This is a genomic window from Aquisalimonas lutea (assembly GCF_030409225.1).
Classification (GTDB): domain Bacteria; phylum Pseudomonadota; class Gammaproteobacteria; order Nitrococcales; family Aquisalimonadaceae; genus Aquisalimonas; species Aquisalimonas lutea.
The window spans coordinates 395,136-420,609 of record NZ_JAUFPK010000001.1 but is presented as its reverse complement, the minus strand read 5'-3'; the positions used below and the strand labels follow the sequence as shown (position 1 = coordinate 420,609).

29 protein-coding genes are annotated in these 25,474 nt (G+C 65.4%); 13 read left to right on the top strand and 16 right to left on the bottom strand.

Annotated elements, in window-relative coordinates:
• The first annotated feature begins 137 nt into the window (after positions 1-137).
• Positions 138-1,049 (top strand): CHAD domain-containing protein, encoded by a 912-nt coding sequence (locus tag QWY84_RS02060; protein WP_290200786.1) that lies wholly within the window; start codon positions 138-140, stop codon positions 1,047-1,049.
• A gap of 11 nt (positions 1,050-1,060) precedes the next feature.
• The gene (locus QWY84_RS02055) at positions 1,061-1,840 is read left to right on the top strand and encodes a ParA family protein (protein ID WP_290200785.1); all 780 of its coding nucleotides are present in this window, start codon (positions 1,061-1,063) and stop codon (positions 1,838-1,840) included.
• 91 nt (positions 1,841-1,931) lie between these two features.
• On the opposite strand, the gene QWY84_RS02050 is transcribed toward QWY84_RS02055, so the two are convergent.
• Together QWY84_RS02050 and QWY84_RS02045 are read right to left on the bottom strand one after the other, a co-directional pair.
• Complete coding sequence (locus QWY84_RS02050) at positions 1,932-2,867, bottom strand: pirin family protein (protein WP_290200784.1); 936 nt, start codon at positions 2,865-2,867, stop codon at positions 1,932-1,934.
• A gap of 205 nt (positions 2,868-3,072) precedes the next feature.
• Positions 3,073-3,942: a pirin family protein gene (locus tag QWY84_RS02045; RefSeq protein WP_290200783.1), complete on the bottom strand. Its 870-nt coding sequence runs from the start codon at positions 3,940-3,942 to the stop codon at positions 3,073-3,075.
• Positions 3,943-4,050: 108 nt separating this feature from the next.
• Between QWY84_RS02045 and QWY84_RS02040 the strand changes: the two genes are divergently transcribed.
• The gene (locus tag QWY84_RS02040) at positions 4,051-4,962 is read left to right on the top strand and encodes a LysR family transcriptional regulator (RefSeq protein ID WP_290200782.1); all 912 of its coding nucleotides are present in this window, start codon (positions 4,051-4,053) and stop codon (positions 4,960-4,962) included.
• Here the strand turns inward: QWY84_RS02040 and QWY84_RS02035 are convergent.
• The 3 genes from QWY84_RS02035 to QWY84_RS02025 form a co-directional block, all read right to left on the bottom strand.
• Positions 4,940-5,536, bottom strand: coding sequence for an NADPH-dependent FMN reductase (locus QWY84_RS02035; protein ID WP_290200781.1), 597 nt, complete (start codon positions 5,534-5,536; stop codon positions 4,940-4,942). The two genes, QWY84_RS02040 and QWY84_RS02035, sit on opposite strands and share 23 nt — an antisense overlap.
• Before the next feature lie 119 nt (positions 5,537-5,655).
• A complete protein-coding gene (locus tag QWY84_RS02030; protein ID WP_290200780.1) occupies positions 5,656-6,678 on the bottom strand; it encodes a glutathione S-transferase family protein in 1,023 nt (340 codons plus the stop codon).
• A 156-nt stretch (positions 6,679-6,834) separates the two neighbouring features.
• Complete coding sequence (locus QWY84_RS02025; RefSeq protein WP_290200779.1) at positions 6,835-7,785, bottom strand: LysR family transcriptional regulator; 951 nt, start codon at positions 7,783-7,785, stop codon at positions 6,835-6,837.
• A 154-nt stretch (positions 7,786-7,939) separates the two neighbouring features.
• Between QWY84_RS02025 and QWY84_RS02020 the strand changes: the two genes are divergently transcribed.
• Entirely contained in the window at positions 7,940-8,314 is a 375-nt protein-coding gene (locus QWY84_RS02020; protein WP_290200778.1) for a hypothetical protein, read from the top strand.
• 587 nt (positions 8,315-8,901) lie between these two features.
• The gene (locus QWY84_RS02010) at positions 8,902-9,735 is read left to right on the top strand and encodes a PhzF family phenazine biosynthesis protein (RefSeq protein ID WP_290200777.1); all 834 of its coding nucleotides are present in this window, start codon (positions 8,902-8,904) and stop codon (positions 9,733-9,735) included.
• 365 nt (positions 9,736-10,100) lie between these two features.
• Here QWY84_RS02010 and QWY84_RS02005 read toward each other — a convergent pair whose 3' ends face one another.
• Positions 10,101-10,637 carry a YIP1 family protein gene (locus QWY84_RS02005; RefSeq protein WP_290200776.1) on the bottom strand — a complete coding sequence of 179 codons (537 nt, stop codon included), beginning with the start codon at positions 10,635-10,637 and terminating at the stop codon, positions 10,101-10,103.
• 721 nt (positions 10,638-11,358) lie between these two features.
• Here QWY84_RS02005 and QWY84_RS02000 point away from each other — a divergent pair.
• From QWY84_RS02000 to QWY84_RS01985, 4 genes are all read left to right on the top strand, one after another.
• On the top strand, positions 11,359-11,955 hold the full coding sequence (locus tag QWY84_RS02000; RefSeq protein ID WP_290200775.1) for a DUF4272 domain-containing protein: 597 nt from the start codon (positions 11,359-11,361) through the stop codon (positions 11,953-11,955).
• On the top strand, positions 11,952-12,323 hold the full coding sequence (locus tag QWY84_RS01995) for a suppressor of fused domain protein (protein ID WP_290200774.1): 372 nt from the start codon (positions 11,952-11,954) through the stop codon (positions 12,321-12,323). Before QWY84_RS02000 ends, QWY84_RS01995 begins: the two co-directional genes overlap by 4 nt.
• Positions 12,324-12,430: 107 nt before the next feature.
• Complete coding sequence (locus QWY84_RS01990) at positions 12,431-12,778, top strand: DUF7668 domain-containing protein (RefSeq protein WP_290200773.1); 348 nt, start codon at positions 12,431-12,433, stop codon at positions 12,776-12,778.
• Between the two features lie 20 nt (positions 12,779-12,798).
• Positions 12,799-13,425: a HEAT repeat domain-containing protein gene (locus QWY84_RS01985; protein WP_290200772.1), complete on the top strand. Its 627-nt coding sequence runs from the start codon at positions 12,799-12,801 to the stop codon at positions 13,423-13,425.
• Between the two features lie 58 nt (positions 13,426-13,483).
• Here the strand turns inward: QWY84_RS01985 and QWY84_RS01980 are convergent, their stop codons facing one another.
• The 7 genes from QWY84_RS01980 to QWY84_RS01950 are packed head-to-tail and all read right to left on the bottom strand — an operon-like array spanning position 13,484 to position 19,424.
• A complete protein-coding gene (locus QWY84_RS01980) occupies positions 13,484-14,020 on the bottom strand; it encodes an NADPH-dependent FMN reductase (protein WP_290200771.1) in 537 nt (178 codons plus the stop codon).
• Between the two features lie 20 nt (positions 14,021-14,040).
• A complete protein-coding gene (locus tag QWY84_RS01975) occupies positions 14,041-15,354 on the bottom strand; it encodes a TRAP transporter large permease (RefSeq protein ID WP_290200770.1) in 1,314 nt (437 codons plus the stop codon).
• Positions 15,351-15,926, bottom strand: coding sequence for a TRAP transporter small permease subunit (locus QWY84_RS01970; RefSeq protein ID WP_290200769.1), 576 nt, complete (start codon positions 15,924-15,926; stop codon positions 15,351-15,353). Before QWY84_RS01970 ends, QWY84_RS01975 begins: the two co-directional genes overlap by 4 nt.
• The gene (locus tag QWY84_RS01965) at positions 15,926-17,002 is read right to left on the bottom strand and encodes a C4-dicarboxylate TRAP transporter substrate-binding protein (protein ID WP_290200768.1); all 1,077 of its coding nucleotides are present in this window, start codon (positions 17,000-17,002) and stop codon (positions 15,926-15,928) included. Before QWY84_RS01965 ends, QWY84_RS01970 begins: the two co-directional genes overlap by 1 nt.
• 30 nt (positions 17,003-17,032) lie before the next feature.
• Positions 17,033-17,440 (bottom strand): YciI family protein, encoded by a 408-nt coding sequence (locus tag QWY84_RS01960; protein WP_290200767.1) that lies wholly within the window; start codon positions 17,438-17,440, stop codon positions 17,033-17,035.
• An 18-nt stretch (positions 17,441-17,458) separates the two neighbouring features.
• Positions 17,459-18,604, bottom strand: a complete 1,146-nt coding sequence (locus QWY84_RS01955) for a CaiB/BaiF CoA transferase family protein (RefSeq protein WP_290200766.1) — start codon at positions 18,602-18,604, stop codon at positions 17,459-17,461.
• Between the two features lie 10 nt (positions 18,605-18,614).
• A complete protein-coding gene (locus QWY84_RS01950) occupies positions 18,615-19,424 on the bottom strand; it encodes a citryl-CoA lyase (protein WP_290200765.1) in 810 nt (269 codons plus the stop codon).
• Between the two features lie 129 nt (positions 19,425-19,553).
• On the opposite strand from QWY84_RS01950, the gene QWY84_RS01945 reads away from it, so the two are divergent.
• From QWY84_RS01945 to QWY84_RS01935, 3 genes are all read left to right on the top strand, one after another.
• Entirely contained in the window at positions 19,554-20,417 is an 864-nt protein-coding gene (locus QWY84_RS01945) for a dioxygenase family protein (RefSeq protein WP_290200764.1), read from the top strand.
• 5 nt (positions 20,418-20,422) lie between these two features.
• Positions 20,423-21,250, top strand: a complete 828-nt coding sequence (locus tag QWY84_RS01940) for an IclR family transcriptional regulator domain-containing protein (RefSeq protein WP_290200763.1) — start codon at positions 20,423-20,425, stop codon at positions 21,248-21,250.
• Between the two features lie 100 nt (positions 21,251-21,350).
• The gene (locus QWY84_RS01935) at positions 21,351-22,382 is read left to right on the top strand and encodes a uroporphyrinogen decarboxylase family protein (protein ID WP_290200762.1); all 1,032 of its coding nucleotides are present in this window, start codon (positions 21,351-21,353) and stop codon (positions 22,380-22,382) included.
• Between the two features lie 93 nt (positions 22,383-22,475).
• On the opposite strand, the gene greB is transcribed toward QWY84_RS01935, so the two are convergent.
• The gene (gene greB, locus QWY84_RS01930) at positions 22,476-22,982 is read right to left on the bottom strand and encodes a transcription elongation factor GreB (protein WP_290200761.1); all 507 of its coding nucleotides are present in this window, start codon (positions 22,980-22,982) and stop codon (positions 22,476-22,478) included.
• A 72-nt stretch (positions 22,983-23,054) separates the two neighbouring features.
• Here greB and QWY84_RS01925 point away from each other — a divergent pair, with 72 nt between their 5' ends.
• Complete coding sequence (locus tag QWY84_RS01925; protein WP_290200760.1) at positions 23,055-23,807, top strand: flagellar brake protein; 753 nt, start codon at positions 23,055-23,057, stop codon at positions 23,805-23,807.
• 368 nt (positions 23,808-24,175) lie between these two features.
• On the opposite strand, the gene QWY84_RS01920 is transcribed toward QWY84_RS01925, so the two are convergent.
• Entirely contained in the window at positions 24,176-24,793 is a 618-nt protein-coding gene (locus QWY84_RS01920) for a transglycosylase SLT domain-containing protein (RefSeq protein ID WP_290200759.1), read from the bottom strand.
• The gene (locus QWY84_RS01915; RefSeq protein WP_290200758.1) at positions 24,790-25,461 is read right to left on the bottom strand and encodes an MlaC/ttg2D family ABC transporter substrate-binding protein; all 672 of its coding nucleotides are present in this window, start codon (positions 25,459-25,461) and stop codon (positions 24,790-24,792) included. Before QWY84_RS01915 ends, QWY84_RS01920 begins: the two co-directional genes overlap by 4 nt.
• Positions 25,462-25,474 lie beyond the last annotated feature (13 nt).

The window sequence follows — 25,474 nt, the reverse complement described above, 5'->3', positions numbered from 1 at the left end:
GGCGACGCTCCATGCCTTGCACTTGTAACATTTCGAAATGACCAGAAGTGTTAACCTCCGGCTGGGTTCGCCTTCGTTGGCCCCGGCACGCTGAGGCGCAACCACGCGGAGCTGAAGCGAGGTCAGCAGGAAAGCCTTTGGCATATCAGTTTGAGGCGGATGAAGATCCCGATGCCGGAGTGCGCCGGATCGTGCGCGAGCGCATTGACGATGCGATGAAGCAGCTCGACCGCACGGGGGACAAGCAGCACAAGGGAATCCACGAAGCCCGCAAGCGTTGCAAGGAGATTCGTGCCGTTCTGCGGCTCACACGGCGACCGCTCGGTGCGCACTATCGTGGCGAGAACGAGGCTTTCCGGGACGTCGCCCGGGGGCTGGCATCGAGTCGAGATGCTCAGGCCGTGGTCGAGGCATGGGACGCGCTTCGGGACCGGTTCGGCGAATGTCTGGCGACGGATGGTGACGGCATTCGGCAGGGGCTGGTTGCGCGCCGCGACGCGTTGCTCGCTGAGACCGGTGATATTGGGGCTTCCCTGGAGTCGGCACGGGAGGCGCTTTCCCAGGCGCGTGCACGCATCGCGGAGTGGCCGGAGATCCCGGGGTTTCCCGACTTGGCGGCGGGAGCGGCGCGCTGTTATCGGCGCGGCGAGGCGCGCCTGCGCGATGCGCAGCGGGGTCCGAGCATCGAAGTGCTGCACGAATGGCGCAAGCGTGTGAAGGACTACTGGTATCACACGTGCCTGCTCCGCGGTGTCTGGCCGGGAATCATGACTGCCTGGCAGCGGGAGCTAAAGGCGCTGTCCGATTGTCTCGGCGATGACCACGACCTCATGGTTCTCAGGTCGGCTCTGCTCGCAGAGCCGGAGCGCTATGGTGGCGATGACCGCTTGACGGTCCCGCTGATGCACATGGGGCAACGCCAGGAAGAGCTTCGCGCCGAGGCCTTTCGCCTGGGCCGGCGTCTCTACAGCGAGTCGGCGGAGGCTTACCAACGGCGTCTCGCGGGCTGGTGGGACCTCTGGCGGGATGACTGCCAGCAACAGTATTGAGGCGGAATCCGATGCGCGTGATCGCTCTTTGTCATCTCAAGGGCGGAGTTGGCAAGACAACCGGTGCCGTCAACCTCGCCTACGAGGCAGCACAGGCGGGTTACCGGGTGCTTTGCTGGGATCTTGACCCGCAGGGCGCGGCGACCTGGTATCTCGGTTGTGAGCCCGATGGCCCGCACGGCAAACGGCTTGTGAACACCCGTCAGGCGCTATCGGGATCCGTTTCGGCCACGGCCTGGCCGAATCTCGACTGCGCGGCCGCCCACCATACGTTGCGCAATCTCGACGTCCGGCTGGACCGCGCAGGCGGGCAGCGCGTGAAGATTCTCCGGCGTCTGCTGAAACCGGTCGCGGGTCGCTATGATGCGGTTTTCGTTGACTGCCCACCGGGTCTTTCCCGTCTCGCTGAGGCGGTCTTCCGCACCGCCGACACGTTGCTGATGCCGGTCATCCCGTCCCATCTCTCCTTGCGGGCTTACGATGAGGTCGTTCGCGAGCTTGACCGCCTGGGGATCTACAGGCGCTCGTTGTATCCGTATTTCTCTCTTGTCGACCGGCGACGAGCGATTCACCGCCAATGGCTGGCGCAACCGCCCGAATCCATGGTGAACGTCCTGCAATCCTGGGTTCCGGCGGCCGTGGACAACGAGCGCATGGGTGAACACCGTGCGCCTGTCAACGCTTTCGCCCCCCGCAGTCGGGCAGCCCGCGCCTGGCGTGCTCTCTGGCAGGAGCTGGAGTTCCGTCTGCACATGTCCCCTCCCGCGCACACGGCAGAGGGGACCGGGTAGCGCTGCCAACGCCTCTCCCGGCCGGTTTCATGTGGCCACCGAGCCGACGGTATAGTCCGGCGTTGATGCAGTCCCCCTCCCGAGCCTCGTATCAATCCGGCAACGGGATGTGCTCATCCCGGTCATCGGGGGGAAGATCAAAGAGGCCGGCGCCCCAGTTCTGAGCCCGCCAGTGCCGCTTGGCCTCCTCGATGCGCTCCTGCGAGGAGGCGACAAAGTTCCACCAGATATAGCGGGGCCCGCCCAGGGTCGCGCCGCCGAGGATCATCAGCCGGGCGCCGCGCTCGCCGGCCGCCACGGTGATGCGATCACCCGGGCGGAACACCATCATCTGACCCGCCTCGAAACACTGGCCGGCGATGGTCACCGAGCCTGCGACGACGTAGACGCCACGGTCCTCATGGTCATCCGGCATCGGGAACCGCGTTTGCGGCTCGAGCTGGACGTCGGCGTAGAACGCTTCCGAGTAAAGCGTCGCCGGCGCCTTCTCCCCGTAGGCATTCCCCAGGAGTAACTGCACGCGCACGCCCTCGCTCTCGATGATCGGCAGTCCAGCGTCGCCGTGGTGCTCGAACAAAGGTGCCGTCTCCTCGTGCGCCTCCGGTAGCGCCACCCAGGTCTGTATCCCGAACAGCTCGCTTGCCCCCTGTCGCGATGCCGTCGAGGTGCGCTCGGAGTGGGTGACCCCGCGTCCCGCCACCATCCAGTTCAACGCACCGGGGCGAATGATCTGGTCCGTGCCGAGGCTGTCGCGGTGGTGGAGATCACCGCCGTACAGGTAGGTGACGGTGCCGAGGCCGATGTGCGGATGGGGGCGCACGTCGATGCCCTGGCCGGTGAGAAACTCCGCGGGGCCCATCTGATCGAAGAAGATGAACGGGCCGACCATCTGCCGTTTCGGCGCCGGCAGCGCACGGCGTACCTCGAAGCCGCCGATGTCCCGCGCCCGCGGAACGATGAGGGTCTCGATGGCATCAACGCCGATCTCGTCCGGGCAACCCGGTGTCAGTGCAGGGTTCCAGCTCATGAGGGTCTCCTTCGACTTGTCGACTCTTGCGGCACGATCGACGTGCACGTCGCCCGCAACCCATGGAGCGATCGCGGGCCCGTCACCCCGGCTGCACCTGGAAGTTTAGCTCGTGCGGCCTGGCGAACGATCCGTCCCACGCCCTGATGGGCTCCTGCCGGAGGAACCGCCCCAGCCGCATCGCGTGGGCTGGGGCTTTATCGGGCTACGGCGCGGCATTGCTGATCAGTCGGCCCTGGCGGAAATCGGCCAGCGCACGGTCGATGTCCTGCTGATGGTTCATGACAAACGGGCCGTAACCGACAACCGGTTCACCGATGGGCTCACCGCTGAGGACGAGCAGCCTGGCATCGTTGTTCGCCTCCAGCGAGACGGTGTCGCCATCGCGGTGCAGGATGGCCAAATCGGCGTCGCGGACAATGCTGTCGTCGTTCACCAGAACCGTCCCTTCCAGCACAGCCACGGCGGCAGGCCATCCGTCCGGCATCTCCAACGTCATCCGGCCGTCACGGTTGAGCCGCACATCCCAAACCTGCATGGGCGTGTGAGTCCGAGCCGGGCCGGCACGTCCGTCGAGGTCACCAGCGATCACGCGCACGGTCCCCGCATCGCCCGCCAGGGGCACCTCGGGGATCTCCGTCGCGCGAAGGGCCTGATAACCCGGTTCCACCTCCTTGGCCCGGGATGGCAGGTTGACCCATAGCTGGACCATCTGCAGCGGCCCGCCGACGCGAGTGAACGGCTCGGAGTGGAACTCCTCGTGGAGAATGCCAGCGCCAGCCGTCATCCACTGCACGTCGCCGGGCCCGATGACGCCGCCGTGCCCGGTGGAATCCCGATGTTCCACTTCACCCTCGTAGACGATCGTCACCGTCTCGAAGCCCTTGTGCGGGTGCTCGCTCACGCCGCGGCGGTGCCGGGCCGGGGCGAACGTCACCGGTCCGGCATAGTCCAGGAGCAGGAAGGGGTCGAGCTCCCGTCCATGGTTGTCGTAGGAGAACAGCGACCGCACAGGAAACCCGTTCCCCACCCAGTGGTGGCGGGGCGCGGCGTGGACACTGCGAATGGCCTTCATGAGGACCTCCTGCGGTTGATCGTGAACTTGGTGCAAAGATAAAGGCAGGACAATCGAACCAGTAGTCCCTAGAATTGCACCAGAGCGTTCACCAGAAGGAACGATGGCGTGAACTATGATCTCAACGACCTCTATTTCTTCGTCCAGGTGGTCGACCATGGCGGCTTTGCCCCGGCGGGTCGCGCCCTGGGGATGCCCAAGTCGCGTCTGAGCCGCCGTATCGCCCTGCTCGAAGACCGTCTCGGCATCCGGCTGATCCATCGGACCACGCGCCGGTTCACCGTTACGCCCATCGGTGAGACCTACTACCGCCACTGCAAGGCCATGCTGGTGGAAGCCGAGGCAGCCGAGGAAGCGATCGAGACCACCCGCTCCGAGCCCCGCGGCACGGTACGGATGAGTTGCCCCGTGGCGCTTTTGCAGTCGTACGTCGGCGACATGCTGGCCGAGTTCATGCAGCAGTACCCGCTAGTCAACGTGGCGCTGGATGCCACCAATCGACGGGTGGATGTGGTGGGGGAAGGCATTGATGTGGCGATCCGCGTGCGGCCGCCGCCCCTGGAGGACAGTGATCTCGTCCTGCGCGCGCTCGCCGATCGCGGCCAGTGCCTGCTCGCCAGCCCCGGGTTGGTGGAGGAACACGGTGGCGAGCCATCGGAGCCGAAGGAGCTAGCAACCTGGCCCACACTCGGGCTCGGCAGCCCGCAGGAGGAGTTTACTTGGCATCTGTTCGGCCCCGAGGACAAGCCCGCTTCCGTTCCTCATACGCCGAGATTGGTCACCACCGACATGAGCGCGCTCAGAAAGGCGGCCGTCGCAGGCATCGGCGTGGTTCAGCTTCCCCGCATGATGGTTCGCCCGGAACTCGACGCGGGACGCCTCGTGCCGGTCCTGCCGCGGTGGACACCGCGCCGTGAGATCGTGCACGCCGTATTCCCGTCACGGCGCGACCTGCTGCCCGCAGTACGAGCGCTGATCGACCACCTCGCGGGAGCGTTCAGCGCTCTGCACGAGGATTGAGCCGCTCCAGGGTTTCCACCAAGCGATGACAGATCTGGTCCAGGCGCTTACCGGCCCCCTGATCCGCGAGATCGCCATTGTCCGTGAACGCCTGTGCAGCGCGGGGGACGGCGAGCTGGTCGGGCAGGACCGTGACGCCCAGGTTGGTCAGCAACTGCCGGGCGAGTGCCAGGCTGCGCATGCCGCCAAAGCCGCCGGGCGAGGCGGAGAGAACGCAGGCCACCCTGTTCCGGAATAGCGCCAGGCCCTCCTCGTCGCCGTCCGGGCGGGACAGCCAGTCCAGCGTGTTCTTGAGGAGCGGGGTGATGAAGCCGTTGTACTCCGGAGAGACCACGACCAGGCCGCTGTGCTCCGCAAGCATGGCCCTGAGGCGCCGGGCGTGATCCGGAATACCCTGCTCATGCTCAAGATCCCCGTCGTAGAGTGGAATCGGGAAGTCGCGCAGATCAACGAGCGTGGCGCGACCGCCGGCGTTGTCGACACGACTCGCGGCGAGCCGTGCCAGGCGCTTGTTGTACGACTCCGCCCTCGCGCTGCCTGCGAAGACCAGGATGCGATTATGTGATTGGTCCATGTGTCACCGTTGGTTTCCAGCAGTGGAACACGCGCCGGTATGGCCGCTTTCATGAGTCACGCAGCGCGCCCCGTCACCGGACCATGGGCTGAGCGGCCGCTGAATGAACGACGAGGCCGTCATGCCTTCGCAGCCGCTGATGCCGAGCGCCGCCATACGCCGCTACCCGCGAGACGGTCGCGATCGTGCCCGCGGTCGAGATCCAGCGCCGGCCCCTTGGGCACGATGAGTGTCGGATTGATGGCCGGATTGGTGTAGTAGCCCACCTTGATGTGCTCCAGGTTAACGGTCTCGCGCACACCCGGCCACTGGTAGAGCTCGCGCAGGTAGCCGGACAGGTTCGGATAGTCCTCGATGCGCCGGAGATTGCACTTGAACGCCCCGTGATAGGCCGCGTCGAAGCGCACCAGCGTGACGAACAGCCGCCAGTCCGCCTCCGTGAGATAGTCGCCGGCCAGGTACCGGTGCTCGGCCAGGTGGGCTTCCAGTCGGTCGAGGGTGTCGAACACGTCGGTGACGGCCGCGTCGTAGTGCGCCTGGTCTCTGGCGAAGCCCGCCCGGTAGACGCCGTTGTTGACCTTGTCGTAGATGAGCGCGTTCCAGGCGTCGATGGTCTCGCGCAGCGGCCCCGGGTAGAAGTCGAGGTCGTTGCCGGTGAGATGGTCGAAGGCCGTGTTCAGGATGCGCACGATATCGGCGGACTCGTTGTTCACGATCCGGCCCTGGTCACGGTCCCACAGCACCGGTACCGAGACCTTTCCGGTGTAGTCCGGATCGGTGGCGGTGTAGAGCTGATAATGGCGCTCGACGGGGCCGAGCGCGGGACCGGCGTCCTGGGGCCGGGCGTAGGTCCAGCCCTCGTCACCGAGCACGGGGTCGGCGGCGGAGACCGGGATCAGCGCCTCCAGGCCTTTGAGCTTGCGCAGGATGAGCGTGCGCGATGCCCAGGGGCACACGTAGGCGACAAACAACTGGTAGCGCCCCGGCGCGGCGGGCCAAACCGGGCGATCGCCCCGCCCGGGCTCGCCATCGGGCGTGATCCAGTCGCGGAATCGCGTCGGCTCGCGCCGGAAGGCGCCGCCCTTGATCTCGCCGTCGGCGATGTCGCCCTTGACCCACTGTCCGTTGACAAGTCCCGGCATGATTGCCTCCGTATGCATCGTTTCGGTCACTGCTGCACAGGATGGGCTGGTTTCCATGCTTGCGTAAGACAGCCGAAATGGAACGAACTGTTCACGATACGGAAACGTTGGGCGGTTCCTCGCAGCGAGCCGGGCAGGCCTCGGCCTGGCAGCGGGCTACTCGATCGCGCAAGCACCGAGCCCGGCGAGGCGCTCGCGCAGGAACTCCTTGAACAGACGAACGCGTGCCGGGGCCTCCCGCCCGGCGATGGTGATGGCGTAGAGCCGGGCGCTGCTGACCGTCCAGCGCGGCAGCACCGCCTGCAGCCGGCCGTCCTGTAGTGCCGGCGCCGCCCCAACATCCGGCAGCGGACCGATCCCCCCGCCGGCGAGCACGATGCGCGCTACACTGGCCGGCTCGTCCGTCTGCACCGCCGGGCGCACGCACACGCGCTCGGTACGGCGGCCGTTGCTGAGGGACACGGCGGTGGGGCCCATCAGATCCCGCGCGGCGATCACGTCGTGCTCCGCAAGCGCCGCGGGCGTGGACGGCTCGCCGCGCTCAGCGAGATAGGCAGGCGTGGCGTAGAGCCGGACGCTGAAGCTCACCAGGGGCGCGGCGCGGTAGTCCATGTCAGGCAACTCGCTGCTCGCTCGCAGAGCCAGGTCGATGCGGTGTGTTGCCAGGTCCAGCGTGCTGCTGGTGAGAAGCAGCTCCACCGTGATCTGCGGATAGCGCCGGCGGAACACGCTGATGGCCTCCGGCAGCACTTCCAGGCCGAAATCCACAGGGGCGGTTAGACGCAGATGACCCCGGGGCAGGGAGTGCGCTTCACTCGCCGCCTCGGTGGCATCGTCCAGTAGCGCGAGCGCCGCGCCCGCCTTGGCGTGGAAGGCGATTCCCTCCTCGGTTGCGCTGACCGCCCGCGGCTGGCGGGCCAGCAGCGCGCTCCCCAGCCGGCGCTCCAGGCGCGTCACACGGCGGCTGATGCTGCTCTTGGTCTCCCCCAGATTGCGGGCGGCCGCGGTGATGCTGCCGAAATCCACCACCGCGCAGAACGCTCGGACGTCGTCGAGGGAGCCACCGAGCTCCCGCGCGTCAGCGGCAGCCGTTGTTTTGGTTTCCAATTCGTTAACCATTGGTTGCAATTTTACCGTCTTACGCCAATCCGGCAACCACTCCATCATGCCTTTCCAGTCACGGCGCGGCGGCGCCAAACGCAACGCGCTACCCGTGCCGGGCTGGCCCGGACTTTCACGCATCACCACAGGAGAATTCGCCATGAAGCGCTTCATCATCGCCGCCGCCATCGCGGCCGCGGCCATCGGCCAGGCCAATGCGGAGTCCTACAACGGCCTGCTCACCCAGCATGATCTGCACAGCGCAGGCAATGCCTCACCGGCCGGCAGCATCGTCGCGCATTTCCGCTCGACCGGCGAGCCGACGGATCATGCCCACCGCGGAGGCAAGCTCGGCGAGCGCGAGCCGGCAACCGTATCGGAAACGCCGTCCGTCTCGAACATCGCGGCACATTTCCGCGGCGTGCCGAGTGCCGGCGGCAACGAACTGGGCCGGGCGGAAGGCCGCCTCATCGGCAAGGGCGTGCATGCCTTCGGTGCACACGCCGGCCCCGAAACGGCCGTGACGGAAGGGTAAGCGCCCGCGCCCGGCGCACGGGCCTTCGGTCGACGCCCGGGACCGCCCGGCGTCGGCCCGCTTGCGCTGTCCGATCACCGTTGCCGTTATCCCGACAGCTGCTCCTGACCGACAGATCCTGTCGCCATCGGCCGGGCGCTGGTGCTCAATCCGGAGATCCTGCTCCTGGACGGGCCCATCGAGGGCATCCAGCCCAACATCGTCAAGGAGAAAAGCGAGGTCATCCGGCGCCTCAACCGAGAGCAAAGCATCACCATTTCAACCCGGAAGTGCTAAACATGACGGGAGGACTGGATCGGCAACAGTTGCGGCGGCGTTTGAAGACGTTGTCGTCCTAAGTGAAACGCGTGGCCGGTGTCGACCCTGAGCGGTCATTGTCCCGCAATCAACCAGCGCCCGCTCTTCAAGCGGCCGGCATAAACGCGCAGCGAAACGATTGGTTGGCGTAGACTACTTCCCTCGCGCTACGCTTCTGCAAATACGGCATAAGCACGGCCGGCGCTTTGAAAGCCCGGTGTTATCGCGCCGTCACTGGGATCAAATCATCGCAAATCCGATTCATTCATTGTTGAAGGGCCAAACGAACTATGACGAGTTACCCTTTTTCACAAGTCAATGTATTTTCGGATAACTCAATTGATGGGAATCCCGTCGCGGTGGTTCATGACGCCGATACGATTCATGAAGACCAAATGTTCGCCCTGGCACGCTGGACAAACCTATCGGAAACCACGTTTCTCCTGAAACCGACGACCCCGGGAGCAGACTACAGGGTACGCATTTTCTCACCAGGTGGGGAGCTGCCTTTTGCAGGGCATCCCACACTGGGATCCAGTCATGCATGGTTATTAGCTGGTGGGTCGCCCAATAGCGCAGACCGTATCGTGCAGCAATGTGGCGTGGGTCTGATCAACATCAAGAGGGATAAGTCGCGACTCGAATTTGCTGCGCCTCCTTTGATTCGTTCCGGGCCGGTCGAGGATGAGGTTCTCAGAAAAATTGCCAAGGCGCTCCATTTGTCGCTATCTGATCTACGTCATCACCAATGGGTGGACAATGGTCCAGGCTGGTGCGGCGTGATGCTGGATTCTGCAGGAAAAGTACTTTCTATCAATCCCGACTGGGCGGAACTCTCTCCCCTCAACCTTGGGATTGTCGGCCTTCATGACTCTGGCAATGATGCCACGGTTGAAGTGCGAGCATTTATCGGAAAGGGCGGGTATGAGGATCCAGTCACAGGTAGCCTGAATGCGAGTCTGGCTCAATGGCTCATCAATGCCGGCTTGATACATTCTCCTTATGTCGCCGCTCAAGGAACGATTCTTCAGCGCTCTGGCCGCGTCTATTTGCGTCAGTCGTCCGATGAGATCTGGGTTGGTGGTCAGGTTGTAAATGTTATTGAAGGTGAAATTAAAATTTAGATAATCCTAGTCTTATTGCAATGCAATGAAGCTTATCGCTACAACCTGAAGGCGTTCGCGTCAGACGGCTGATTAGACGACCTCATACGGAAAATCTCGGCCAAAAATCGTCTCCGCCGGACAGTGTCCCAATGGTCGCTTTCAGGAAACTGATTGTGTGGACTTACCGCAGCGTCGGCGACACCCGGGAAACTCAAATAGGTATAGGCCACGACCAGCTGTGACAAAACGCCGTACCACCTGCCTGGTACGTGGCATTAACGCACTGTTTGACAGGAGCTTGCACCTGAAAGCGAAACGAATGGTGACGGGGTTGGCGCTCGGCGGGCGCGAGACGGATTACCCCCGGCCCGCGCCCCCGCGGGTCACCCGCCCAGCCCGGGCGCACCGACCATCGCGAATACCGCACCCTGTAGCACGATCAGAATGACCCACCCGATGACGCAAACCCCCACGGCCCGCCAGGTGCTCGTGTAGTCGAGGGCCTGACGGACACCGACGACCATGGCAGCGAGCATCCAGATGTTGCATGCCAGGACAATCAGTCCGCCGATGCCTGGGATCACGCCCAGAAACCGCAGGATGCCCGGTGCCGAGGCGAAGCCGATGGTGCGTAGCAACTGCCCCATGTCGGCCTCGGTTCCCGCCTCAGGCAGAAGCTTCGTTCCGATCAACCAGGTCAGGAATGCCCAGATCAACCAGCCCAGCAACGCGGCAATGCTGCCCACGATCAGGGAGGTCCCGAGATCCATATATAGCATGCTGCCAATGCCGGCGGCGACACTGGATAGCAGCACCACTCCGACGGCCTGGCCCACCGCGCCCGGGTCGTGCTCGACCTCCTCGTAAATGCTGGGATCGAGCCTGGCCGCGCCGATCACGCGTTCGGTAAAGCTGCTCATCGTTTGTTCCTCCAGTGCGGCTGGGGGTGGCGTGCCGCCCAAACAGGAGCCTTACCTTACTATGGATGGCCCGCCCGGAACCAACCGGTGGAGTCGAGGTCCCCCGGAGAACTGACCGGTCAAAAGTCGAGAATTCCGGCTTGTGAGTGGTCTCGTCGGAACGCCTCCGGGGGCGCAACCTCCCAAGTAGCTATGCGGGCAGCCACCACGCGCCAAGCGCAGATGCTCCGTAGCCGCGCAGGCGGTGATCGACGTCGATGGCAAGGGCTTCGCGACCCAAATGATCGACTCCAGTTAACGCTCAGATCCGGCGGCCGTTGAACAGCTTGTCGGAGACGAAACCCATGGCTCACTAGCAAATACAACCACCAGCCCGGAGTACCTGTCATGAAAACAGGAGTCAAAAAATCGGCAACTTGCGGTATGTTCCTTATACTGGTGCTTGCCTCCATGACAACCGCGTTCGGCGCTTCAGCCACCTACACCTATGACGCGAATGGCCGCCTAGTGCAGTCTTCATATCACACTCACGTAATCCGACAGCTCTTGTATGGCACTACGCGAAGATGACTCCGACTCTGATGCGGCAAAGGCGTCGCCCAAGTACAGAGCTGTAGCTTTTCACTGTCTCTTGTACAGAAGGTTGAACCGTCGAGCCGCAGTTGGTTAGCACGTCAGAAGGAAGTAACTGATGGACCTGCCCTTAATCAGGAAGTCTAGCTTGGAGACGGCGCAGCGGCTGGGATATCGCACAAATCCCAATTTGCCTCTGCTCGATCCAATTCAGAGCATTCGTCCGAAAGAGGAACTGCTGGATCGAATCCTTGCTCTCTATACTTGTGTGTCAAGCGCATTCGATTTCCCAAAAGAAACCGCTCTTTCGTGGCTCCGTCAAGAGGGACTTTATGAGGAATTATCACCTTTTGAGCGCGAATATCTTAAAAGTAATGATGAAAGTGAAAGGGCGACTTTTGCGTGGCAGGTAGAAGCCTTGTGGGCATTGACTTGGGTTTCTGGCCACCACGATTCCCTCGACTTCTCGGATTCGTGTGCAGATGATTTCGTTTATATCTTTCCCCGCATAAGACCTGAGGACACCACAAGAAAGTTCCGGAACGTCGCGAGCCCTAGAAGAATTGAAGACGTCGTTGAAATGCTCGATCTGTCATATTGTCTTGATTGGGCTGTTATGGATGCTCGATTAAGGGGAGCGCCCGAACCCGGCGAGGTTCCGGGGCTAGTGGTGCAAGAACGCCGCCGTGCCTTGGAATGGGTCGCCGGTGAAGACCCTTGGGACGAGATTACCTTGGACACGTGAGCTGGGTGAAACGTCCCGAAGCTAGGAGAGACCGCGAATTTGTCTCAAGCCATGGCGTGGCGTTACTGCGTGGTGATGTGATTGGCCCAAGTAGCCCAATAATTCCTGGTGTATACGTCAATTCCGTCTATGCAACAATTCCGTCAATCTTTCCGGAAGGTTTTTCTGCATACCATGGAACAGAGCTGAATACCGTTATGGTTTGGCTCATCCCGTTGTTAAGACAAGAAGCGCTTTTCGTTAAAGAGCGAGGATGGCCAGCGTTTGAAGAGGCGCTTGAACGCAAAGATCCGGACCTTGCAGACCTTGCAGATTTGGGAAGAAAGACTTCTATTATCGCCGGCGGCTCCAGTACAGGAACTATGTGATGAGGAATGAATGAAACAAGAGGAGTCTATCCGGGCGCGCCAACACGCATTCAAGGTAATCGGCGACGTTAATAGAAGTTGAGGTGGTCGAACCACGGAGTAGAGAAATGCCAGTAGAGGAGCGCTTCAGGGAGCCAATACAAAAGCTGGTAGCGGCTATATTAGCTGGCGATTGGGAATGGATAGAGCAAGAAGCGCTGGATGAGGCGTTAACCGGACAAGACATTCAGCAGGGGATAAAAGAATATCGGAAAACGCTTATTTCTCTTCCAGATCAAGCGTTTGATATCGGCGAGCAATATGAACTTGATTCGAATAACTCGAAATTTGGCATTGAGCTGCCGTTTTGGACAATGGAGGAAGGGAGGAGCGATCTTGAGATGCGCTTATGGGGCTATGCCGATAACGACAATGGTGACCCGAAGGTAGTCCTCTATGACGTCTTAACACCGTAGCAGTACCTAGGGGAACAACCATGACGAACATCTCGAAGCGCCGTATCAAGGGCCGTTTCGACGACCTGACTGCTCCTCCTCCGGATACGACCGGTATGCCGGAGGACGTGGCGGAGAGAAAGATTCGAGAACATCAAGAAAAGAAGCAACGCGTCATCCACCGAAGAAAGGAGCTCACACCACTGCTACACGATCTCGAGAACGTGGGCATTGTCGTCGATGACGTCTGGGATCTTGTTAACACAAATGAGGACTATCTGGAAGCGGTTCCTGTCCTAATACGGCACTTGGAGCTTCCCTATTCTGAAGGCAACAAGGAGGGTATTGTGCGAGCTCTGACGGTTAAGGCTGCTCGTCCGGATGCCATTCAACCGCTTCTTCGGCAGTTCCGTAACGCAACGGATAATGATGCTGTCGGACTCAAAGCGGCCATTGCGAACGCTCTGGACGTCGTCGCAGATAAATCCGTCATGGACGATCTCATCGCGCTTTCGCTCGATAGCGAGCATGGCCCTGCACGCGCGGATCTCGTCAGAAAACTGGCTCGGTGGAAGCGCGATCCCCGGGCCCAGCATGCTCTCGAGCACCTTGTTGATGATCCGTACATCGAGGTAGGTGGACGTGCAAGAAAGGCATTAGGTAAATGATTCGAGTTCCTTGCCCGCGGCAGTGAAGGCCTTGAACGGTACCGGGATTGTCGAGGAATCAACCCCCATCCCGAAGCATGCCCACGAACCGCTGCAGCTCGGCAAGCGGGAACTCGAGCGCCGCCTCGTCGGTGAAGCGGCCGTCTTCCACCTTGGCGTTGGCGTGGGGGACGGCGATTTCCTGGCCCGTGAACGGGACGGCGAGCATGCCGTTGAGGATGTACTTCAGGTGCCCCTGGGCGCGTGCGCCGCCCAGGAAACCGCCGGAGACAGAGACGATGAACGCGGGCTTGTCCTTGAACACGGACTGGTAGGCCGGGCGCGAGGCCCAGTCGATGGCGTTCTTGAGCAGGCCGGGCACGGAGTAGTTGTACTCCGGGGTCACGAACACCACGCCGTCGGCCGCGCCGATGCCGTTGATCAGCCGGGTCGCCTCCGGGGGCGCGTCGAGGTCGGCGTTGTAGTGCGGGATGCTCGCGATGTCGGCGATCTCGAGCGTGGCCTCGGGCGCGATGCGCTCGGCCAGGGTGCGCATGAGCGCGGCCGAGGAGGAGGCAGCGCGAAGGCTGCCGCACAGTCCGAGTAGCTTAGGCATCGGGTCGTTCTCCTTGGTCGTCAGAGCAGTGCGAGCCAGGTGGCAATGGCGGGGAACATCACGAGGATCCCCAGCGTGACGAACATCGCGCCCACGAAGGGCAGCGCCCCGCGGAAGATGTCGCCCACGCCGATGTCCGTGTCCTGGAGTGCGGTCTTGATGGTGAACACGGACAGGCCGAAGGGCGGGGTCAGCAGCCCGATCTCCACGGCGATGACGGTGATGACGCCGAACCAGATCAGGTCGAAGCCGGCGGACTGGGCCACCGGCAGGGCGATGGGCAGCACGATGAGCATGATCGAGATGGAGTCGATCACGAACCCCAGGACGACCACCAGCGCCACGAACAGCAGCAGGAAGCCATAGGGGCCGATGGGCCCGGCCAGCAGCAGCTCGGCCAGGTCCCGGGGCAGGCCGGACATGGCCATGGTGCGGCTGAAGAACGTGGCCGCCATGATGAGGAACAGCACCGAGACGGTGATGCGCCCGGCTTCCACCATCAGCTGCCAGAACTGCGGCGCGGTCAGCGAGCGGCGCAGCAGGGCGATCACCAGCGCCCCAAAGGCGCCGGCCGCGCCGGCCTCGGTGGGGTTGAAGAAGCCGCCGTACAGCCCGCCCAGCACCAGCAGTACCAGCGCGAGAATGGGGACGGACTTGCGGATCACCTCGAAGCCGGAGATGGGGCCCGTGTCCGGGCCGCTGTCGGCGCGCTCGAACACGAACCGCGGCCGCCACCGGGCCAGCAGGACGATGGTGGCGGTGAACACCAGCGCCAGCACGATGCCCGGGCCGACGCCGGCGAGGAACATGCGCCCCACGGAGAGCTCGGCCACCACGGCGTAGACGATCATCAGCAGCGACGGCGGGATGAGCATGCCCAGCACCGAGCTGCCCGCCACCACGCCGGTGGCGAACGTGCCGGTGTAGCCGTGGCGGCGCATCTCCGGCACGGCGACGCGGCTGAACACGGTGGCCGAGGCGATGGAGACGCCGGTGATGGCCGCGAAGACGGCGTTGGCGAAGATGGTGGCCATGCCCAGCCCCGCCTTGAAGCGGCGCATCAGCCGCTCGAACATGTCGAAGGTGTCCTTGCCTACCCCCGAGTGCGTGACCAGCAGCCCCATCAGCACGAACAGCGGCACCACCGCGAACAGATAGTTGCGCAGCGCGTCGTTGGCGACCGAGCCGATCATGTGCAGCGCCACGGCGTCGTTACGCATGGCGATCACGGAAACCAGCGACACCGCGAGCATGGCGACGCCGATCTGCATGCCGATGAGGATCAGCACGAGCAGCGCGACGATGGCGAGGATGCCGATTTCCAGTGGCGTCATGGGGTCTGTCCCTTGCCGGCGGCGACGAGCCGCAGGCGGTATGCAAGCTGAAAGACGAACTGCAGGGCGGCGACGCCGGCCCCGAGCAGGATGAGGGCGCGGAACGGCCAGGTGGGCAGGATGAGCACACCGGTGACGCCGATGTACTGGCCTACCGCGATGTCACGCTCCAGCATGCCCAGCGTCGACCACGCGATCACGGCGATGACGACGGCGCCGACCAGGTCAAACAGGCATTCGAGCACCATCCGCAGGCGCGGCGCCGGGGCGTCCAGCAGGTTCAGGAGAATGTCCGAGCGCACCAGGCGGCGGTGGCGGATGGTCGTGGCCAGCTGGAGATAGACGATCATCACCAGCGCCAGCGCCCCGAACTCGGAGACCAGCGGCAGTGAGCCCCCCAGGAGGTTGCGGGCCAGGATGTCGGCGCAGATGATCGCCATGAGGACGCCGATCATCCCGGTGCCGAGCACGGCGAGCCCGTCGACCACCCATCCCCAGGCGCGTATCGCCAGAGGCTGCGGCCGGGAAGGGCCCTCGGCTCCCCCGGCCGCGTTGTCGGCCTCGCCGCGCATCAGTCGGTCTGGTCCCAGGCGCGCAGGGGCTCCTCGCCGCGCTCACGCAGGCCGTCCATGTAGGCCTCCAGGAACTCCTGCCCCGGGGCCCCGCGCTGCTCGGCGTCCGCCGCCCACTCGCCGGCCAGGTCGGGCAGATCCTGCGCCCACTGCTCCCGCTCGTCGGCGGGCAGGGTGGAGACGGTCACGGGCGGGTCCTGATCCGCGCCGAGCTCCTGCATCTTCTCCATGGCGGACTCCTCGCGGTCGACGAGATCCTGCGCGTGGGCGCGGGAGTAGAACTCGCCGGCCTCTGCCATGGCCTGCTGGACCTCCTCGGGCAGGGTCTCCCAGCGGGTGGCGTTGATGGCCACGCCGCCCGAGAACACGGTGCCGATGCGCACCCGCGTGATGTAGGGCGCGACCTCGTAGAGCCTTGCGGGCAGGGCGCCCAGGGCGACGATCACCACGCCGTCCGAGACCCCGGTCTGGATGTCGGTGTAGAAGCTGGTCAGCGCGCCGTCGACGGCGTTCGCGCCGATGCCGCGCAGCCAGTTCGCCAGGGGGCCGGCCACGGAGAGCTTCATGCCCTCCAGGTCGTCCAGCGAGGAGATGGGCTCCTTGGTATAGACGTCGTAGTTGTCCGACGCGGTCATGCCCAGCATGACGAGGTTGTGCTGCTCCCATTCCTCGCGGAAGGCGGGGATGTCCTCGTACAGCGAGCGCATGACGTTGAGCTGCGTGACCGGGTCGGAGGTCGAGAACGGCGTGTGGGCGGTGACCTGGCTCAGCGGCATGCGCGCCGCTTCCAGGTAGGAGAACACCCAGCCGATATCGGTGATGCCGTCGCGGACCGCGGTCAGCGTCTCACTGGTTCCGTAGAGCTGGCCGCCGAAGGCCTGCTGCCAATCGATCTCGTAGTTGCCCGTCTCCGCCAGAATGCGGTCGGTCTCCGCCATGAAATGGGTCTCGATCATGCCCACCCAGGGGATGGCCTTGGGGTGGCTCGAGCCCACGGTCAGGCTGATGGTCTCCTGCGCGCCGGCCGTCGGTACGGCGAGCGCGCAGCCCAGCATGGCTGCAAGAATTCTGTTCATGGTTCTCCTCCTGCCTCACTCTTATCGGTGTCATAGCATCGTCAGCTTCTGGCTGGACATCTCCAGCCGGAACGTCATTGCTCCTTCGTTGACCAGCCACGGGCGGACCGTGAACCGGCGCGCGCCGCACCGGTGCATGGGGTCGCGCTCGGCGATGGCGATCGCCTCGTCCCGCGAGCCGGCGCGCACGACCACCATGCCCTCGCCGTGCCATTCGGTCTCGTCGTCGTTCCACAGCGGGCCGGCGGCGAACATGGTGCCCTCGCGCTCGAGCTCGACCTGGAACGCCAGGTGCTCCTCCAGGTTCGCCAGCACGGGCCCGAGGTCCGCCGTCGGGGTGGTGAAGATGATATACAGCTGCTTCTGCAGCATCGCCGCGCTCGCCTGGAGGACATCGTCCTTGGGCAGCGCCCGGGGTCCGGCCTGATCGTCGGTCATGGCTGCTCCATCCTGCGGTTAACGTGAGCGCCCCCGCTCCAGCTCGGCGCGGATCGCCGCGCCGTGCTCGTCCAGCACGGGGGGCGGCAGAACGTCGGTATCCGGCTCGCCGTCGAAGGCATAGGGCGGCCGCACGGTGGTGAAGTTGCCCATCTGCGGGTGCTCGGCGCTGACGGCGATCTGCAGGTGCCTGGCCTGCGGATCCTCCAGGGCCTCGCTGGAGTCGTAGGCGGGCGAGTACGGCACCCCCGCGGCGGCGAGCCGCTCGCACCAGGTATCCCGCGATGCGGTCCGGAAGACGGGGGTGAGAATCTCGATGAGCTCGTCCTGGTGCTCGATGCGCTCGAGCCGCTCCGAGAAGCGCGGGTCGTCGGCCAGGTGCTGCTGCTCCGTGGCCTCCAGCAGGCCTTCCCAGAACTTCTCCGGCGACGACAGGTGGAAGGCGATCCACTTGCCGTCGCTGCACTCGAAGGTGTACGACTGCGACACCACCGGGCGCGACAGCGGCCCCATCACCTCGCCCACGCTGTAGTAGTGCGTGAAGCTGTCCAGGTTGAAGTGCGACATCGCCTCCAGCATGGAGATGTCCAGCCGCCGCCCCTTGCCCGTGGTGCTGCGCTCGATGATCGCCGCCAGGATGCCCAGGGCCGCGTACTGCCCGGTCACGGCGTCGGCGATGGCCGGCCCGATGACGCGGGGGTTGGTCGGCGGTGTCAGCAGCCGCAGATACCCCGCCGCGGCCTGGGCCACGGTGTCGTAGGCCGGGCGGTCGCGCGCCGGGCCCGAGGGCCCGAACCCGGAGATGGCGCAGTAGATGAGCCCGGGGTTGAGCCCGCGCAGCGTCTCCTCGCCCGCGCCCAGCCGTTCCGCCACGCCGGGGCGGAAGTTCTGGATGAACACGTCGGCGCCGGCGATGAGCTCGTGGAACAGCGCCAGATCCGTCTCGTCCTTGGTATCCAGGGCGATGGAGCGCTTGTTGCGGTTGTAGGTCTGGAAATGGGGCGAGTAGAGGCCGCCCTTGAAGGCGCGGAACGGGTCTCCCGTATCGGGACGCTCGACCTTGATGACCTCGGCGCCCAGATCGGCGAGGTGCATGGAGGCGGCGGGGCCCGTGATGTAGGTGCCCATCTCGACGACGCGGATGTTGCGCAGAATCTTCACCATCGTTCGGGTCTCACTTCTCGCCGTATTGTCCGGTTGCGGGGGCACCGTCATAGCTGATCGCCTGATCGGCGTGGTGGGACATGATGAAGCCGATGGAGCGCTGCGACTCCTCGAGCAGGTGCGCCGCGAGCCCCGCCGCGCGCGCCACCAGCGGCACCGCCTTGAGCGCGTCCGGTGACCAGCCGGCATCCATAAGCACCGCCGGGATCGCCCCGGAGACGTTCACCGGCAGCGGCCGGCCGATGATCCCGGGCGCGTGCACCTCCAGCAGCCGCAGGATGCCCGTGTAGCGGCCGGAGACGGCGTGCTCGTCCGCCAGCGCCATCAGGCGGTTGGCGCGCGGGTCGCCGCTGGAGTGCTGGGGATGGCCCAGGCCGGGCACCTTCGCCTTGCTCGCCTTCAGCGCCTTGAGGCTGTCGACCACTGCGGTCTCGTCATCACCGCCGTTGGCATCGGCGGTGCGGCGCAGCTCGTCGAGGTAGCGCCCGGCGGATTCCGTGGAGCCGGCCACCACCGTGCCCATGCCCAGCAGCCCCGCGGACATGGCCCCCTGCCAGGCCTCGGGCGCGGCCGCCAGGGTCATGCGCGCCGCCTGCACGCTGGGCACCAGGCCGTGCTCGGCGATGGCCACCAGGCAGGCGTCGAGCATGGCGCGCTGGCGCGGCTCGGGCTTGCTGCCCATGACCATCAGCCAGAAGTAGTCGGAGAAATCGATCTTGCCGATGAGCTCGTCGCACAGGTCGTAGCCGCGCACCGTGATGTGCTCGGCGTCCGAGGTGGCAATGGCCGTGTAGGGCTGCTCCTGCTTGCCAATTCGCATCCAGATTCCTCCGAGAGTTTTCGCTATGCGCAATAATTTTCGCTTGTCGTAAATTATTGCATCCCATATGATCGTGTCAAATAACGATCACGACCCGGGTGACGAGCATCGAGGGAGGAGAGGTCAGAAATGCGAGACGTCAACCAGTTCACGGTCACCGAGGCGGTGAAGAGCTCGTTCGACACCGAGGACGGCAGCCGCTTCCAGTTCCTGCTCGAGACGTTCATCGAGCATCTGCACGACTACGTGCGCGAGGTGAACCTCACCCACGACGAGTGGATGCGGATGCTGAACTTCCTCTACGACTGCGGGCAGATCTCCACGCCGGAGCGGCACGAGTACATCCTGCTCTCGGACGTCCTGGGCCTGTCGGCGCTGGTGGACATGATCAACACCCGCGGCGGCGCCACGGAGGGCTCGAACCTGGGACCGTTCTACCTGGACGACGCCCCCGTGAAGGAGCTCGGCGCGGACCTGGCCGAGGGCCGCGAAGGCGTATCCGTCCTGGTGGAAGGGGTCATCCGCGACACTCTGGGCAACCCGCTGCCCGGCGCCACCATCGACACCTGGCAGGCCGACAGCTCGGGCACCTACCCCATCCAGGAACAGGAGCAGGGGCAGGACAAGTACGACCTGCGCGCCAAGATTACCGCCGACGAGCAGGGGCGCTACTACTACACCACCGTGCTGCCCAAGCCCTATACCGTCCCCTACGACGGCCCCGTGGGCGAGCTGCTGCGGGCGGGCAACCGTCACGCGTGGCGGGCCGCGCACCTGCACTACATCGTCCGCCACCCGGGCATGCGCTCCATCACCACGGAAGTGTTCTTCGAGAACGCCGAGTACCTCGACAACGACGCGGTTTTCGGTGTCCGAAAGTCGTTGATCGCCAAGCTCGAGCCTGTTAAGAAGGCCTCGGCAATCGATCTTCCTCTGGAACGCCGGCCGGACGCGAAGGTGCACTTCGACTTCACGCTGGCGCCGGAGGGCTGAACCGGATGGAGGAGCTGGCCCGTCCCGTGACAGACCCGAGCAACCGGCCACCGGAGTTCGTCGAGGCGCTGGCCAAGGGGCTGGCCCTGCTGGAGGCATTCGACGCCGCCCACCCCGAGATGACGCTGAGCGAGCTCGCCCGGCGCATCGATGCATCGCCGGCGGCGGTGCGGCGCAGCCTGATCACCCTGCAGGCGCTGGGCTACGTCGGCCAGACCGGCAAGCGCTTCCATCTGCAGCCCAAGGTCATGGGGCTCGGGTCGTCGTTCTATTTCTCGGCCCGCCTGGACGAGCTGATGCTGCCCGAGCTGCGCCACCTGGTGGAGACGTTCGGCGATGCCTCGTCGGTGGCCACGCTGGACGAGCACGACGTCATCTACATCGCCCACCACTCGCGCCAGCGCGCCCGGCGTGCCAGCGCGGTGGTGGGGGCCCGGTACCCGGCCCACGCCACCTCCATGGGGCGCGTGCTGCTCGCCGGGCTCGACGACGACAAGCTGGACGCCTACTTCGCCACGGTGGAGCCGCAGGCCCTGACCAAGCTGACGGTGACCTCCGTCGACGAGCTGCGCGGGATCATCGAGCAGGCGCGCCGCGACGGCTACGCCACCGCGGTGGATCAGCTCGACTACGGCATCACCGCCCTGGCGGTACCGGTGCGCGATGCCGCCGGCAACACCCTGGCGGCGCTCAACTCGTCGGGGTACACGGGGCTGGTGACACCGCAGCAGATGGTCGCCGAACGGCTACAGGATCTGCGCGCCGCCGCCGACCGGATCGCCGAGGCCATCGCCCGCTACCCGGTTCTGACGTCCATTCTCGGCAGCACCTGAGCGTCGGGGCGTGCCCGCTGACGCGGGCGCGCGTCTTCTGCATGAAGCGCAACAATTTGCGCAATACGAAAAGACCCATGACAAACGCCTGGAGGATCCCATGCTTCTCCCTACATCTCTTGTCGGCAGCTACTGCCAGCCGGACTGGCTGATCGATCGTGACAAGCTCGCCGGGCGGTTCCCGCCCCGCGCCCGCGCCCAGGAGCTTTGGCGCATCCCCGAGCCCTGGCTGGCCCAGGCCCAGGACGACGCCACGCTGCTGGCCATCCGGGCGCAGGAGGAGGCCGGGCTCGACATCATCACCGACGGCGAGATCCGGCGCGAGAGCTACTCCAACCGCTTCGCCACCGCCCTCGACGGGCTGGACCTGGACAATCCCGGCACCGCGCTCGACCGCTCGGGCCACCCCAACCCGGTGCCCCGCATCGTCGGGCCCATTCAGCGCCGGCACGCCGTCGAGGTCGAGGACGTGAAGTTCCTCCGCGCGCACACCGACCGCATGATCAAGATCACCGTGCCGGGCCCGTTCACCATGAGCCAGCAGGCCCAGAACGACTACTACCCGGGCCTGGCCGAGGCGGCCATGGACTACGCCCGCGCCGTGCGCGAGGAGATCAACGACCTGTTCGCCGCCGGCGCCGACATTGTCCAGATCGACGAGCCGTACATGCAGGCGCGCCCGGAAGCGGCCGAGGAGTACGGGCTCGAGGCCCTGAACACCGCGCTCGACGGCGTCCAGGGAACCACGGCGGTGCACATCTGCTTCGGCTACGCCGCGCTCATCCACGAGCGCCCCGAGGGTTACTCGTTCCTGCCCCAGCTCAAGGACTGCAGCTGCAACCAGATCAGCATCGAGACGGCGCAGTCCAACCTCGACACCTCGGTGCTGGAGAGCCTGCGGGGCAAGTCGATCATCCTCGGGGTGCTCGACCTGTCCACCGCCGAGGTGGAAAGCCCCAAGACCGTCGCCGCCCGCATCCGGCGGGCCCTGCCGCACGTGGATGCCGACAAGGTGATCGTCGCCCCCGACTGCGGGTTGAAGTATCTGCCCCGCGATGCCGCCTTCGGCAAGATCAAGGCGATGGCCGAGGGCGCCCGCATCGTGCGCTCGGAGCTGAGCGGGACGGCCTGATCCGCAACGGCTGCCGTCGTCGGCCGCGACGGCGGCACGGTGCGTCGATGGCGCGGCGCGTACCCGGGGCCCGGGATGGCCCCGGGTGCGGGCCTACGTGCCGTCCGGATACCACACGGCCGTGATCACGTAGTGCACCTCCCCGGCGGGCAACCGCACGGCGACCTCGTCGTCGGCGCCCTTGCCGAGCACCGCCCGGGCCACGGGCGAGTCGATGCTGATGAAGTGCTGCTCCGGGTCGATCTCGTCCGGGCCCACGATCCGGTAGCGGTTGAGCGAGCCCGCGTCGTCCTCGACCTCGAACCAGGCGCCGAAGCGGATGCGCGTCGGGTCCGCCGGGCGCTCCTGCACCACGGTGAGCTCGTCGAGGCGCTTGCTCAGGTAGCGCACGCGCCGGTCGATCTCCCGCAGCTGCTTCTTGCCGTAGATGTACTCGGCGTTCTCGGAGCGATCCCCCATGGCGGCGGCTTCGGCAACCGCCTGGGTCACCTCCGGCCGGCGCACCCGCCAGAGCCACTCCAGCTCCCGCTCCAGCGTGCGCCAGCCCTCCCGCGTGATGTAGGCGGACCGCTTACCCTGCGGCGGTCGATATCGGCTCATGTGCGTCCATCGGTTATCATTGCCGGATGCCCGCAGCGCGGCGGGGAACCATGTCACGAAGGAGACTAGCGGGTGACGGCTGACGGGGGCAACAGCGGGCCCAAGGGACAGGATCGTTTCCAGCTCACGGATCGCTCGGACATCATCGCCGTGCTGCGGCAGCTGAGCCGCCGGCCCGAGCTGGTCACGGCCTACTTCAACCGGGGGCGCGAGAGCCTGGTCACCGCCGTGCTCGGGGTCGATATCGAGCGCGGCGAGGTCGAGCTGGACCAGGGGCCGGATGACGCGGTGAACCGCCGCGCCCTGGCGGCCGACAGCCTGATCTGCATGACCCGCGAGCAGAATGTCAGCGTGCGCTTCCGCGTGAGCGGGCTGCGCGCGGGCACGCGCAGCGACGGTCCGGTCTTCCGTGCGCCGCTGCCGGACAGCGTCCAGCGGATGCAGCGCCGGGAGTTCTTCCGGGTCCCCATGCCGGTGTCCACGCCGGTGATCTGCCGCATTCCCACCGAGGACGGCACCGTCTACACGCTGCGGGCCATGGATCTGAGCCTGGGCGGCGTGGGTCTGGTGGATGCGGCCATGTCGCTGCCGCTGCGGGTGGGCGACGTGTTCACCGACTGCGAGCTGGAGATCCCCGGGCAGGACGTCCTGGCTGTGCGCCTGGAAGTGCGCAACATCTCCCGGCACATCTTCCGCGACGGCAGCGTCGGCCGGCGCCTCGGGCTCGCCTTCGGCGGTGTCTCCGGACGCGGGACCACGCTGCTGCAGCGCTACCTGCAGCGCCTGCAGATCGCGCAGCGGGATACCTCCCCGGACCACCAGTAACGCCGCCTCCATCCGTGCCGACCCCTGTCTCAGATCGGAGACATCCGGAAAACCGAGAATAAACAGGGCATTGGTTGATTGCGCGGTGAATGGTGTCGCCGATCGTCGACAGTTCGAGCGCTGGGTGTCGGCGCGGGTTGACGGTAATTTACTGACAAAAAAGGGTTTTTCTTTTCTGGCACGACGCGTGCTACGTCATGGATGCCATCGCCTGGTCGTCGTGGCCCGCCTCAGCGTATGCCCTGCTACCACGACGACAGCGCGGCCATCGGTGTCCCGCGCACCCATCACCGGTGGCCGTCAGGCGGCGCGTCTGCCCACCCTGACGCGTTAATGTTGCCCCCGGTAACCCCGGGGGTTTTTTTTGCTCAGGCGTCGCAGAACGGGCCGAACTCCCAGAAGTGCCGGCACTGGAACCGGGACTCGCACTCCTGCAGCTGGGCACGGTAGGTGCGGGCCGTGCTCTCGACGCGCGCGGCGGTGCGCTGGAGCCGGGGGTCGTTCTGCCAGTGGCCGCGCCGGTAGCCGGTGTGGCCCTCGTGGTAGGCGAGGTACAGGTGGCGGGCGTTGCGCTTGCTGATGCCTAGGCGCTGGTGGGTGTTGTTGTTGTACCAGCCGATGAAGTCCAGGGCGTATTTCATGTGGGTGCGGCGCGAGAACAGCCCGCCGCGGTCGTCCAGGTACTCGCCCCAGACGGGATTCTGGGCCTGGGCGTAGCCGTAGGCCGTGGTCGGCCGCCGCCACGGGATGAAGCCGAGCAACCACTGGCGGGGCGGCCGGGCATCGTGGCGGAAGGATGACTCCTGGCGCACGAACGCCATCTGCACGGCGATCGGCGTGCCCCAGCGCTCCTCGCTGGCCCGGGCGTAGTCGTACCAGCTCGGCTGCTGCTCGAAGACCCGGCACAGGTTATCCGTGCGCTCCGGCGGCCCGCCGGCGCACCCGGCCAGCGCCAGCATCGCCAGTATGGCAAGAAGCCGTCTCATCGGTCCTCCAGGCGCCGGATCAGGCCGTCGACGCCTTCCCGGCGGATGATGCTGGTGTACTCCCGCCGGTAGTTGGTGAGCAGGCTCAGGTTCTCGATGACCACGTCGTAGGCCCGCCAGCCGTGGCCGTCGCTGCGGATCAGGCGGAACTGCAGGGGCACGGTGGTATCACCGGCGTGCAGCGCCGCCCGCACGGTCACGCGGCCCCGTTCGTCCGGGGGCGTCGCGCCCCGGATCTGCAGGATGTCGGGGTCATCGCGTACCAGCGCCACCGCCCGGTGCACGTGATCGCTGAGCGCGCGGGCGTAGACGCGCACGGAGTGCTCGCGGAAGGCCTGCGTGAAGCGCTCGCGCTGCCCGGGCGTGGCCTCGCCCCAGTAGCGGCCGAGGATCAGCCGGGCCATGAGCCTGAAGTGGAGGTGCGGGCCGAGGATGTCCTCGATCAGGCGCGCGGCGACGGCGGGGTCGTCGGCAATGGCCTCGTGGTGCTCCATCAGGGCGTTCAGCGCTTCCTGGAAGGCCTCGTGCACCACGGTCTCCGGCGCTGGGGGGTCGCTCTCCTGCGCCTGCGCTGCGCCGGTGGCCACCACGGCCGCCGCGAGGGCCCCGGACAGTAGCGCCCGGTGCCAGGTTGCGCGTTTGCTTGAGTCCCGCCGGTTACACTGCATGGTCTATACTGAG

What these genes read in the sequence shown, in the direction of transcription:
- QWY84_RS02055 (WP_290200785.1), top strand. Translation starts at nt 1,061, where the DNA reads ATGCGCGTGATCGCTCTTTGTCATCTCAAGGGCGGAGTTGGCAAGACA.
- QWY84_RS02050 (WP_290200784.1), bottom strand. Translation starts at nt 2,867, where the DNA reads ATGAGCTGGAACCCTGCACTGACACCGGGTTGCCCGGACGAGATCGGC.
- QWY84_RS02045 (WP_290200783.1), bottom strand. Translation starts at nt 3,942, where the DNA reads ATGAAGGCCATTCGCAGTGTCCACGCCGCGCCCCGCCACCACTGGGTG.
- QWY84_RS02035 (WP_290200781.1), bottom strand. Translation starts at nt 5,536, where the DNA reads ATGGACCAATCACATAATCGCATCCTGGTCTTCGCAGGCAGCGCGAGG.
- QWY84_RS02030 (WP_290200780.1), bottom strand. Translation starts at nt 6,678, where the DNA reads ATGCCGGGACTTGTCAACGGACAGTGGGTCAAGGGCGACATCGCCGAC.
- QWY84_RS02020 (WP_290200778.1), top strand. Translation starts at nt 7,940, where the DNA reads ATGAAGCGCTTCATCATCGCCGCCGCCATCGCGGCCGCGGCCATCGGC.
- QWY84_RS02010 (WP_290200777.1), top strand. Translation starts at nt 8,902, where the DNA reads ATGACGAGTTACCCTTTTTCACAAGTCAATGTATTTTCGGATAACTCA.
- QWY84_RS02005 (WP_290200776.1), bottom strand. Translation starts at nt 10,637, where the DNA reads ATGAGCAGCTTTACCGAACGCGTGATCGGCGCGGCCAGGCTCGATCCC.
- QWY84_RS01990 (WP_290200773.1), top strand. Translation starts at nt 12,431, where the DNA reads ATGCCAGTAGAGGAGCGCTTCAGGGAGCCAATACAAAAGCTGGTAGCG.
- QWY84_RS01985 (WP_290200772.1), top strand. Translation starts at nt 12,799, where the DNA reads ATGACGAACATCTCGAAGCGCCGTATCAAGGGCCGTTTCGACGACCTG.
- QWY84_RS01980 (WP_290200771.1), bottom strand. Translation starts at nt 14,020, where the DNA reads ATGCCTAAGCTACTCGGACTGTGCGGCAGCCTTCGCGCTGCCTCCTCC.
- QWY84_RS01975 (WP_290200770.1), bottom strand. Translation starts at nt 15,354, where the DNA reads ATGACGCCACTGGAAATCGGCATCCTCGCCATCGTCGCGCTGCTCGTG.
- QWY84_RS01970 (WP_290200769.1), bottom strand. Translation starts at nt 15,926, where the DNA reads ATGCGCGGCGAGGCCGACAACGCGGCCGGGGGAGCCGAGGGCCCTTCC.
- QWY84_RS01965 (WP_290200768.1), bottom strand. Translation starts at nt 17,002, where the DNA reads ATGAACAGAATTCTTGCAGCCATGCTGGGCTGCGCGCTCGCCGTACCG.
- QWY84_RS01960 (WP_290200767.1), bottom strand. Translation starts at nt 17,440, where the DNA reads ATGACCGACGATCAGGCCGGACCCCGGGCGCTGCCCAAGGACGATGTC.
- QWY84_RS01955 (WP_290200766.1), bottom strand. Translation starts at nt 18,604, where the DNA reads ATGGTGAAGATTCTGCGCAACATCCGCGTCGTCGAGATGGGCACCTAC.
- QWY84_RS01950 (WP_290200765.1), bottom strand. Translation starts at nt 19,424, where the DNA reads ATGCGAATTGGCAAGCAGGAGCAGCCCTACACGGCCATTGCCACCTCG.
- QWY84_RS01945 (WP_290200764.1), top strand. Translation starts at nt 19,554, where the DNA reads ATGCGAGACGTCAACCAGTTCACGGTCACCGAGGCGGTGAAGAGCTCG.
- QWY84_RS01940 (WP_290200763.1), top strand. Translation starts at nt 20,423, where the DNA reads ATGGAGGAGCTGGCCCGTCCCGTGACAGACCCGAGCAACCGGCCACCG.
- QWY84_RS01935 (WP_290200762.1), top strand. Translation starts at nt 21,351, where the DNA reads ATGCTTCTCCCTACATCTCTTGTCGGCAGCTACTGCCAGCCGGACTGG.
- greB (WP_290200761.1), bottom strand. Translation starts at nt 22,982, where the DNA reads ATGAGCCGATATCGACCGCCGCAGGGTAAGCGGTCCGCCTACATCACG.
- QWY84_RS01920 (WP_290200759.1), bottom strand. Translation starts at nt 24,793, where the DNA reads ATGAGACGGCTTCTTGCCATACTGGCGATGCTGGCGCTGGCCGGGTGC.
- QWY84_RS01915 (WP_290200758.1), bottom strand. Translation starts at nt 25,461, where the DNA reads ATGCAGTGTAACCGGCGGGACTCAAGCAAACGCGCAACCTGGCACCGG.